Source organism: Streptococcus mitis bv. 2 str. SK95 (assembly GCF_000222705.1).
GTDB lineage: Bacteria > Bacillota > Bacilli > Lactobacillales > Streptococcaceae > Streptococcus > Streptococcus mitis_AY.
Genome location: NZ_AFUB01000037.1, coordinates 1 through 10,643, shown reverse-complemented (window position 1 = coordinate 10,643; position 10,643 = coordinate 1). Strand labels below are relative to the sequence as shown.

General features: G+C 37.6%; 7 protein-coding genes and 1 pseudogene. 7 read left to right on the top strand and 1 reads right to left on the bottom strand.

What is annotated here, in order from left to right; translation table 11 throughout:
- Positions 1-120 precede the first annotated feature (120 nt).
- The 7 genes from HMPREF9965_RS07375 to HMPREF9965_RS07345 all read left to right on the top strand — a co-directional run bounded on the left by HMPREF9965_RS07375 (position 121) and on the right by HMPREF9965_RS07345 (position 9,939).
- On the top strand, positions 121-2,820 hold the full coding sequence (locus HMPREF9965_RS07375; protein WP_001030633.1) for an RNA-directed DNA polymerase: 2,700 nt from the start codon (positions 121-123) through the stop codon (positions 2,818-2,820).
- The gene (locus HMPREF9965_RS07370) at positions 2,813-3,523 is read left to right on the top strand and encodes a macro domain-containing protein (protein ID WP_000623892.1); all 711 of its coding nucleotides are present in this window, start codon (positions 2,813-2,815) and stop codon (positions 3,521-3,523) included. The genes HMPREF9965_RS07375 and HMPREF9965_RS07370 overlap by 8 nt, the downstream gene beginning before the upstream one ends.
- A 225-nt stretch (positions 3,524-3,748) precedes the next feature.
- Positions 3,749-4,507 (top strand): isoprenyl transferase, encoded by a 759-nt coding sequence (locus HMPREF9965_RS07365; RefSeq protein WP_000466701.1) that lies wholly within the window; start codon positions 3,749-3,751, stop codon positions 4,505-4,507.
- Positions 4,508-4,515: 8 nt separating this feature from the next.
- Positions 4,516-5,319 (top strand): phosphatidate cytidylyltransferase, encoded by an 804-nt coding sequence (locus tag HMPREF9965_RS07360; RefSeq protein WP_000189873.1) that lies wholly within the window; start codon positions 4,516-4,518, stop codon positions 5,317-5,319.
- Between the two features lie 15 nt (positions 5,320-5,334).
- Positions 5,335-6,591, top strand: coding sequence for an RIP metalloprotease RseP (gene rseP / locus HMPREF9965_RS07355; RefSeq protein WP_000579734.1), 1,257 nt, complete (start codon positions 5,335-5,337; stop codon positions 6,589-6,591).
- A gap of 16 nt (positions 6,592-6,607) precedes the next feature.
- Positions 6,608-8,461, top strand: coding sequence for a proline--tRNA ligase (locus HMPREF9965_RS07350; RefSeq protein ID WP_000814027.1), 1,854 nt, complete (start codon positions 6,608-6,610; stop codon positions 8,459-8,461).
- A gap of 98 nt (positions 8,462-8,559) precedes the next feature.
- Complete coding sequence (locus HMPREF9965_RS07345; RefSeq protein WP_000911348.1) at positions 8,560-9,939, top strand: glycoside hydrolase family 1 protein; 1,380 nt, start codon at positions 8,560-8,562, stop codon at positions 9,937-9,939.
- 144 nt (positions 9,940-10,083) lie between these two features.
- Here the strand turns inward: HMPREF9965_RS07345 and tnpA are convergent.
- Positions 10,084-10,599 (bottom strand): annotated as a pseudogene (gene tnpA, locus HMPREF9965_RS07340) (IS200/IS605 family transposase).
- Positions 10,600-10,643: the final 44 nt, after the last annotated feature.

Below are 10,643 nucleotides of genomic sequence, written 5' to 3'. Positions count from 1 at the left end.
TAAATCTATAGACTAATAATTATTGAACTAAAATCACTTAAATAGTATAATAAGTTTTGTAAGAAAGTTGCTAGAGACTTTTGAGTTCATAATGAAAAGTGAAGGGATTTTATAGGATAAATGAATAAAGATATTCTAGTTAATAAAAAATATTTAGCAAACAAAATTTTAACAGAATTAAGATACAATAAAAGATATATGTATAACTGGGTTAAATGGTTTGGTAATACAGATAAAGACTCTTTAAAAATTAGAGAATATTTAGAAGCGGAAATTGAAAATGTTAATTATGAAATAAAAAATTCTCGATTTGATGTAGGGAATTGTTTTATCGATGCCGTTCCCTTATTCAAAAAAATTAGTCGTTCTGAGAATGAATTGAATAACAAAAATGATGATACTCTCTGTAAACAAGAAAAAAATGTTATCAGTTTTACTGCAGAAAACAAAATAAATGGTGAAATAGAATATAATTATTTCATACTTTCTGATTTGAAAATAATGATATTAGGAGCAATTTGGGTAGAAGTTATAGGTAGAGAATTAGATAATGGACAATTATCTAATGATGTATATGCAAATCGAGTGTCTCAAAATACAAATTCCATTTTTAAACCTTATTTTGAAGCCTATTCTGATTTTAGAGATGCAAGTTTTAAAGAAGTGAAAACTTTGATTGAAAATAATAAAACGGGTATTTTAGTACAGACAGACCTTAGCAAATGTTTTTATTCTATTAACATAGGCGAACTAAGAAGAAAAATTACATCTTTTCTTGAAGGTAGTAAAGTCAGTGAAAATGTAATGAGGTTAAATGCTTATGTTTTCAGTGTTTTAAAGAAATATAATGATTTACAAGCTATCACGGAGTACATAGAAAAAACATCTTCTCAGGAACATCATGAGGTTTTACCTATCGGTTTTTTTCCTAGTAATGTATTAATTAATATTTATCTTAAAGAGTTAGACAAAGAGATAAAATCTAGACACAATCCCATACAGTATGGAAGGTATGTTGATGATATATCTTTTGTTATCGTTAAAGAAATTAATAATGATAATAAAAATGAAATTGTTAATGATATCGAAGGAGAATTGGATAGAATAAAAGAAAAGCTAAAGAAAAAAGATATTTATATAAATCTTAATTTTGAAAAGACTCTATATTTTATTATAAGTGAGAAGAATGATATAAATTATTTGAAAAAATTTGAAAAGGAAACTTCAAGATTGTCTAGTGATAATCATAGGATTATTGATCCACTAGAGTTTGAAGACGAGTTTGATAAAGCATATATTTTGACAAAAGATATTACAAAATTATCAGATTTATTTACAATATCCAAAGATAAAAAGCATCTAAGTAGGATAATTTCAACAATTTTTTATTCTATTTATGGAACTATGAGAAAAGAAAATCATAAAAAAAATGTCGAACTTTCGAAAAAATTTATTAAATATTTTTATGATTTTGTTGATGATGAATTTTTTTTAGAACTATATGATTATTGGTATCAGTTATGTGCGATAGAAACAATTTCTCAAAATCTACATAAGTTAGATGGAAAAGTTCGAGATAAAACTATGTTTTACAAAAAACTAGAGAATATTAAATCTATTAATGATGAATTGATAGGTACTTTTGTAGAATATTATGAAGACTTATTAAAAAAATGTTTTTTTGAAAATGATAAAGAGTTGATTGTTAGTTTACAAGATAATTTCAGAAAACCAAAATATAAATATCAAGATGATAATTATTTACTTAACTACGAGATTCAACTAAAAAAACTATACGAGATATTCGAGCACATTGGTGAGGAAGAGTTTCAAAAGTTTAAAATAGAATCTAATCAATTTAATAAACTAAATGATTTACTCAAAGAGTGGAATAAAAATAATGGATATCCTAAAAAAATTGGAAACGAGGATATACTTTTAGAAGATTATGAAAAAAAATCAACTTTTCGATTTGCTCAAGCAAATCTCTATTCTTATGAAAAAAGATTAGAAATGTTTATTAAAACATCAGAAAATCTCTCCTCTCTTTCTGACATTGTAACTGTTTTAAATTTATCAGATAAATATAATGCGGATATTATTTCTTTCCCTGAGCAAGGGATTAGTATTGAAGATATTGTTACTGTCGTAAAGCATGCAGTAAAGACTAAAACACTAATAGTAGGTGGGTTAGATTTTATATTAATTAACGGAAGAATCTTAAATCTAACTATTGTTATTATTCCACTAAAAACAACAATAAAAGGTGTTGAATACAAAGATGCTCATATTCAACTAATTCCGAAGATATATCCTTCGCCAGAAGAATATGATAAATTTAGGCAGAGTAGGCCTGAAGGTAAGAATATTAATTGGACAATGTACATTCCAAAAGAAGAATTTAATCACACTTTTAGCTTCAGAGGATATAAGCATGCTTTTTTAAATTGTTATGAAGCGACTTCAATAGATTTGAAATATGAAATTTCTAAAGAAGAACCAACTGTCATACATCTAATTACTAATAATAAAGACATAAAGTATTATTACCAGATTTCTGAGAGTCTCTCTAGAGATTTGATGGCCGTAACGAGTATAACAAATTATTCTAAGTTGGGTGGAGTTCAAATTTTTATTCCTTATAAAGAGGAGTATAAGCGTGTGGTTTCGAGTCATAAAGGATCTAAAAATACACATGTGGATATTTGTGATATTGAATTTGATGACATAAATAATAAACGACGAAATAATTTAAATTTAAATATGAAACAGAATCCTCCAAAATACTATTATAGAAATGTAGAGGAGTATTATGATTAGTAAAATTAAAGAGTATGGACCAATTACATTAGCGTGGTTTGGTGGTATACAATTTTTACAGCCATTGATTCCAAACGATCCTAGAAAATATATTACTTGTCAAACATTAATCTTGTTAGTTTCATTTATAATTGCATATATTTACAAGAAGAATCGATATAAATTTTTGAGTAATACACAAAAATTAAATCTAAAAATTTATTATGATGATATTTTCAAGACGAAATATAATGATTATATCCGAGTTATTGCAACCGATGATGATTTAACGGTTGATAAAACTAAAATTAGTCCAAAGTCTGTATATTCTCACTTTCTTAATAGAATTAATGTGCTTGATTTAGAAAATGTAAGGAGGGAGACTAATCGAATTGTAACAATGCAAAATAATTCTTCTGTATATTATCTAATTAAAATTGCTTGCCTTGATGAAAATGATACGATGATTTTAGAAGATATTAGAGACTATTTTTCAATGTTGTATGACCTTTGTGAATATATAGAAAATAATGCAAAAGGAAGGAAAATAGTATGTCCTGTTTTGGGTGGAAGAATAAGTTTCAAAAATTCAACACCAACTAGTTCTGATAGGCTTAACCTCATAAAATTAGCATTTGAAACATATAATTTTAAACGAGAAATAGATATTCATATTGTCGTAAATAAGGATAATACAAGGCCTAAAAAGTATACTATTGTATAAGTGTATAAGAAAAATTTAAGTTAGGAACGGTATACTAAGTCCATAAGTTAAGAAAAACTTAACTTAAACTCCTAAAACTTTTTCATAATAATCTCCCTATAAAATAAAGTCGCCCAATCAGGCGGCTTATTTTTTGTCTGTAAGGAGAGCTAATAACTTAGCAATAGAAGAAAATGGGGAAATATGGTATAATGAAACGATAGATTTTTGAATAGGAATAAGATCATGTTTGGATTTTTTAAGAAAGATAAAGCTGTAGAAGTAGAGATTCCTGTACAGGTTCCTGCTCACATTGGCATCATTATGGATGGGAATGGCCGCTGGGCTAAAAAACGGATGCAACCACGAGTTTTTGGTCATAAGGCGGGGATGGAAGCTCTCCAAAAGGTGACCAAGGCAGCCAATAAACTGGGCGTCAAGGTAATGACAGTCTATGCCTTTTCAACGGAAAACTGGACGCGCCCAGATCAAGAAGTCAAATTTATCATGAACTTGCCAGTCGAGTTTTATGATAACTACGTCCCTGAACTGCACGCAAACAATGTTAAGATTCAGATGATTGGGGAGACAGACCGTCTTCCTAAGCCAACTTTCGAAGCCTTGACAAAAGCAGAGGAATTGACCAAGAACAATACGGGTTTGATTCTCAATTTTGCCCTCAATTACGGTGGGCGTTCTGAGATTACGCAGGCTCTTAAGTTGATAGCTCAGGATGTTCTAGATGCCAAAATCAATCCTGGTGATATTACAGAAGATATGATAGGGGATTATCTTTTCACACAACGCCTGCCAAAGGATTTGCGAGATCCTGATTTGATTATCCGCACGAGTGGCGAGTTGCGTTTGAGTAATTTTTTGCCATGGCAAGCAGCCTATAGCGAGCTTTATTTTACGGATACCTTGTGGCCTGATTTTGATGAAGCATCTTTGAAGGAGGCTATTACGGCCTATAATCGTCGCAATCGCCGTTTTGGAGGAGTTTAGGAGAAGATATGACCCAAGATTTACAAAAGAGAACGTTGTTTGCTGGATTGGCCCTGGCTATTTTCCTTCCAGTCTTATTTGTGGGAGGACTCTTGTTGCAGATAGGGATTGGTTTGTTAGCGATGCTGGCTGTCCATGAACTCTTGCAGATGAAGGGGCTAAAGACCATGACCATCGAGGGCGCCTTGACCCTCTTTGCGACATTTGCCCTCACAATCCCCCTAGAAAATTATCTAACTTTTTTGCCAGTTGATGGGAATGTGGTTGCCTACAGTGTTTTGATTACAATTATGCTGGGGACGACTGTTTTCAGTAAAAACTATACGATTGAAGATGCTGTTTTTCCAATTGCTATGAGTTTTTATGTTGGTTTTGGCTTTAACGCCTTACTAGATGCTCGGGTGGCAGGTTTTGACAAGGTGCTTCTGGCCCTCTTTATCGTCTGGGCGACTGATAGCGCAGCTTACCTAATAGGGATGAATTTTGGCAAGCATAAGTTGGCACCAAGAGTTTCTCCCAATAAGAGCATTGAGGGCTTTATCGGTGGTATTCTAGGTGCGGTACTGGTAACAGCAATCTTCATGCTAGTAGATAGCACAGTTGCTCTCCCTTATGGGATTTATAGAATGAGCCTCTTTGCCGTCTTCTTCAGTGTGGCAGGTCAGTTTGGTGATTTGATTGAGAGTGCCATGAAACGCCATTTCGGTGTCAAGGATTCTGGGAAATTTATCCCGGGACATGGTGGTGTGTTGGATCGTTTTGATAGTATGCTAGTTGTCTTTCCTATCATGCACTTGTTTGGTCTCTTCTAAAGAAAGGAATATTGAATGATTGGATTGCTAACCTTTATCCTGGTTTTTGGGATTATCGTGGTGGTGCATGAGTTTGGACATTTTTATTTTGCCAAGAAATCAGGCATTCTAGTTCGTGAATTTGCTATTGGTATGGGCCCCAAGATTTTTGCCCATATTGGTAAGGATGGCACTGCTTATACCATTCGGATCCTTCCTTTAGGAGGATATGTTCGTATGGCTGGTTGGGGCGATGATGCGACGGAGATCAAGACTGGAACCCCGGTCAGTTTAACACTTGCCAACGATGGTAAGGTCAAACGGATCAATCTATCTGGGAAGAAACTGGATCAAACAGCTCTCCCGATGCAGGTAACCCAGTTTGACTTTGAAGACAAGCTCTTCATTAAAGGCTTGGTCTTGGAAGAAGAAAAGACCTTTGCAGTGGATCACGATGCAACAGTTGTTGAGGCAGACGGAACCGAAGTGCGCATCGCCCCTCTGGATGTACAGTACCAAAATGCTTCTATCTGGGGTAAGCTTATCACCAACTTTGCAGGTCCTATGAATAACTTTATCTTAGGTGTTATTGTTTTTTGGATCTTGATCTTTTTGCAGGGTGGTGTTAGAGACACTCAGACCAATCTCTTTCATGTCATGCCAGAGGGAGCTTTGGCTAAGGTAGGTGTAGCTGAGACCGCTCAAATTACCAAGGTTGGTTCGCATGAGGTTAAGAATTGGCAAGATTTGACCCAGGCTGTGGAAGCAGATACTATGGACAAGACCGCTCCGACCTTGGATGTGACCATTTCTGAAAATGGTAGCGAAAAACAGGTTACTGTGACTCCAGAAGAGAATCAAGGACGTTATATTCTCGGGGTTCAACCGGGGATCAAGTCAGACCTCCTATCCATGTTTGTCGGTGGATTTACAACCGCTGCTGACTCGGGGCTCCGTATCCTTTCGGCTCTGAAAAACTTGATTTTCCATCCAGATTTGAACAAACTCGGTGGTCCCGTTGCCATTTTTAAGGCAAGTAGCGATGCTGCCAAAAATGGTCTTGAGAATGTCCTCTACTTCCTAGCCATGATTTCCATCAATATCGGGATTTTTAATTTGATTCCGATTCCGGCATTGGATGGTGGAAAGATTGTGCTCAATATCCTAGAGGCTATCCGCCGGAAACCCCTTAAACAAGAAATTGAAACCTATGTCACCATGGCTGGTGTAGTTATCATGGTTGTCTTGATGCTAGCTGTGACCTGGAATGACATTATGCGACTCTTCTTTTAGATAATCGAGGAATATTATGAAACAAAGTAAAATGCTAATCCCAACGCTTCGCGAAATGCCAAGCGATGCTCAAGTTATCAGCCACGCCCTTATGTTGCGTGCTGGTTATGTTCGTCAAGTTTCTGCAGGTGTTTATTCTTACCTACCACTTGCTAACCGTGTGATTGAAAAGGCCAAGAACATCATGCGCCAAGAGTTTGATAAGATTGGTGCGGTGGAGATGTTGGCTCCGGCCCTTCTCAGTGCTGATCTTTGGCGTGAATCAGGTCGTTATGAAACCTATGGTGAAGACCTTTATAAATTGAAAAACCGTGAAAAGTCAGACTTTATCCTAGGTCCGACACACGAAGAGACCTTCACAGCTATTGTCCGTGATTCAGTTAAGTCTTACAAGCAATTGCCACTCAACCTTTACCAAATCCAACCTAAATACCGTGATGAAAAACGCCCACGTAACGGCCTTCTCCGTACGCGTGAATTTATCATGAAAGACGGCTATAGTTTCCATGCTAATTACGATAGTTTGGATGTGACTTATGACGAGTACAAGGCGGCCTATGAACGTATTTTCACTCGTAGTGGCTTGGACTTCAAGGCCATCATCGGTGATGGTGGCGCCATGGGTGGTAAGGATAGCCAAGAATTTATGGCCATTACACCAGCCCGTACAGACCTCGATCGCTGGGTTGTCTTAGACAAGTCAGTTGCCTCATTTGATGAAATTCCTGCAGAAGTGCAAGAAGAAATCAAGGCAGAATTGCTCAAATGGATGGTTTCTGGTGAAGACACCATTGCCTACTCAAGTGAATCTAGCTATGCGGCTAACTTAGAAATGGCAACAAACGAGTACAAACCAAGTAACCGTGTCGTTGCGGAAGAAGAAGTGACTCGCGTCGAAACTCCAGGTGTTAAATCCATCGATGAGGTTGCAGCCTTCCTCAACGTAACAGAAGAGCAAACGATTAAAACCCTCTTCTACATGGCAGATGGTGAGCTTGTTGCAGCCCTTCTAGTTGGAAATGACCAACTCAACGAAGTCAAGTTGAAAAACCACTTGGGTGCAGATTTCTTTGATGTTGCGAGCGAAGAAGAAGTAGCAAGTGTTGTTCAGGCAGGTTTTGGTTCACTTGGTCCAGTTGGTTTGCCAGAAAATGTGAAAATCATTGCAGACCGTAAGGTACAAGATGTTCGCAATGCTGTTGTGGGGGCCAACGAAGATGGTTACCACTTGACGGGTGTGAACCCAGGTCGTGATTTCACTGCAGAATACGTGGATATCCGCGAAGTTCGTGAGGGTGAAATTTCACCAGACGGACAAGGTGTTCTAAACTTCGCGCGTGGTATTGAGATCGGTCATATTTTCAAACTCGGAACTCGTTATTCAGCAAGCATGGGAGCAGATGTCTTGGATGAAAATGGCCGTGCTGTGCCAATTATCATGGGATGTTACGGTATCGGTGTCAGCCGTCTCCTTTCAGCAGTGATGGAGCAACACGCTCGCCTCTTTGTCAACAAAACGCCAAAAGGTGAATACCGTTACGCTTGGGGAGTTAACTTCCCTAAAGAATTGGCACCATTTGATGTGCACTTGATCACTGTCAATGTCAAAGACGAAGAAGCGCAAGCCTTGACAGAGAAACTTGAAGGAAGCTTGATGGACGCTGGTTACGAAGTCTTGACGGATGACCGAAACGAACGTGTCGGTGTTAAATTTAGCGATAGCGACTTGATTGGGTTGCCAATCCGTATTACTGTTGGGAAAAAAGCAGCTGATGGCATCGTAGAAGTTAAGATTAAGGCGACTGGTGACACCATCGAAGTTCATGCAGACAACTTGCTTGAAACGCTTGAAATCCTCAGCAAGAAATAAAAACTATAATCAGAAGAAAAACAAGGCAAAAATGTAACTAGTTTTTACCTTGTTTTTTCTATATAATGGGAAAAATGAGTAAATGAAGAGGTAAAGCTATGCTAAAATTTCCAAAGGATTTTGTTTGGGGTTCCTCCACTTCTGGACCACAGACAGAAGGACGAGTGCTTGGTGATGGTAAGGGAGATAATCTATGGGATTATTGGTATCAGGTGGAGCCCAATCGCTACTACAATGGAATTGGACCTGATAAAACATCGACTTTCTATGAAAACTGGGAAAAGGATATTGAGCTTTTGGTAGAGACTGGACATACAGCTTTCCGAACTTCTATCCAGTGGTCTCGTATTTTCCCGCAAGGCCGTGGAGAGGTCAATCCTCAAGGTGTGGTTTTCTACCGTCAGGTCTTTGAAGCCATTAAGGCCAAGGGAATCCGTCTCTTAGTCAATCTCTATCACTTTGACCTGCCATTTGCCCTCCAAGAAGACGGCGATGGTTGGGAAAATAAGGCCACTATCAAGGTCTACGAAGATTATGCTCGTTTTTGTTTTGAGACTTACGGTGACTTGGTGGACCAATGGATTACCTTTAACGAGCCCATTGTCCCCGTAGAGTTTGGCTATTTCTATGATGCCCACTATCCTCATAAGGTAGATGCCAAAGCAGCGGTTAAGGTTGCCTATCATACGCAACTGGCTAGTAGTCTTGCAGTTAAGGCCTGTCATGAACTCTTACCTGACTCTAAGATTGGGATTGTCCTCAATTTGACACCAGCCTATCCACGTAGTCAGCATTCTGCGGATGTCAAGGCTGCTCGCATTGCCGACCTCTTCCAGGCTCAATCTTTCCTAGATCCGTCTGTCTTGGGAGCTTATCCAGAAGAGTTAGTAGAGATTTTAGCAGACTATGACTTGTTACCAGAGTACACTGTTGAAGAGTTAGAACTCATTCGCGAGAATACAGTTGATTTCCTTGGAGTTAACTACTATCAACCTCTGCGTGTTATGGCGCCACGTTTTGCCAAGCATCCAGACAGTCCACTCTTGCCAGAACATTTCTATGAGCCTTATATCATGCCGGGTCGTAAAATCAATCCTCACCGCGGTTGGGAAATCTATGAGCAAGGGATTTATGATATCGCTCAAAATATCAAGGAAAACTATGGCAATATCGAGTGGATGTTGACCGAAAATGGTATGGGCGTTGAAGGTGAAGATAAATTCCGTGAGAATGGCATGATTCAAGACGACTATCGTATTGACTTTGTCAAAGGGCATCTGCGTGAACTTCACCGTGCCATTGAAGACGGGGCCAACTGTAAGGGTTACTTGATTTGGACCTTTATCGATTGCTGGTCATGGCTCAATAGCTATAAAAACCGCTATGGTCTGGTTGAGCTTGACTTGGAAACGCAAGAACGCCGCCTGAAGAAATCAGGCCACTGGTTCAAAGAGCTCAGCGACAATAATGGATTTTAAAAATCATAACCACCCGTTAGACGGGTGGTTTGCACCAGGGCTATAAGCCCAAATCACCAGCTAGCGCCTAAAGACGCTGGCTTTCACGTTGTTCAATCCTCATCGCTCTTGACTCGTCACTTGCCTCTTAAAGAGACCTTGGTACTACTTACCACTATCCCTAAAGGGATCCTCATATTCTTTTACACTTAATTTATCTAATGCTATATCATGCTTTACTCGTTCTCGAATTTTCATACTCGTGAAGAAATCATCCACTGGATAATTTCTTTAATCTTGAATATATTTCCTAATTGTGGTTTCATTAAGTCCTACTGTACTCACGTAGTAACCTTCTGCCCAGAAATGCCGATTTCCAAACTTGTACTTGAGATTAGCGTGTTTATCAAACATCATGAGTGCACTTTTATCTTTTAAATATCCCATGAAACTTGAAACACTTATCCTCGGTGGAATACTTACTAACATATGTACATGATCAGGCATCAAGTGACCTTCGATAATTTCAACACCTTTATAGCTGCACAAACGATGAAATATTTCGCCTAAACTACTTCGATATTGATTATAAATGATTTTTCGTCTATACTTAGGGGTGAACACAATGTGATATTTACACCTCCACTTTGTGTGTGATAAACTATGTGCCTTTTGTGCTATATTTTTCTCCTTTCGCTTTACAATTGGCTTGAACACCTTTATTA

Coding starts and splice junctions, on each gene's coding strand:
- HMPREF9965_RS07365 (WP_000466701.1), top strand. CDS start 3,749: ATGTTTGGATTTTTTAAGAAAGATAAAGCTGTAGAAGTAGAGATTCCT.
- rseP (WP_000579734.1), top strand. CDS start 5,335: ATGATTGGATTGCTAACCTTTATCCTGGTTTTTGGGATTATCGTGGTG.
- HMPREF9965_RS07350 (WP_000814027.1), top strand. CDS start 6,608: ATGAAACAAAGTAAAATGCTAATCCCAACGCTTCGCGAAATGCCAAGC.
- HMPREF9965_RS07370 (WP_000623892.1), top strand. CDS start 2,813: ATGATTAGTAAAATTAAAGAGTATGGACCAATTACATTAGCGTGGTTT.
- HMPREF9965_RS07345 (WP_000911348.1), top strand. CDS start 8,560: ATGCTAAAATTTCCAAAGGATTTTGTTTGGGGTTCCTCCACTTCTGGA.
- HMPREF9965_RS07375 (WP_001030633.1), top strand. CDS start 121: ATGAATAAAGATATTCTAGTTAATAAAAAATATTTAGCAAACAAAATT.
- HMPREF9965_RS07360 (WP_000189873.1), top strand. CDS start 4,516: ATGACCCAAGATTTACAAAAGAGAACGTTGTTTGCTGGATTGGCCCTG.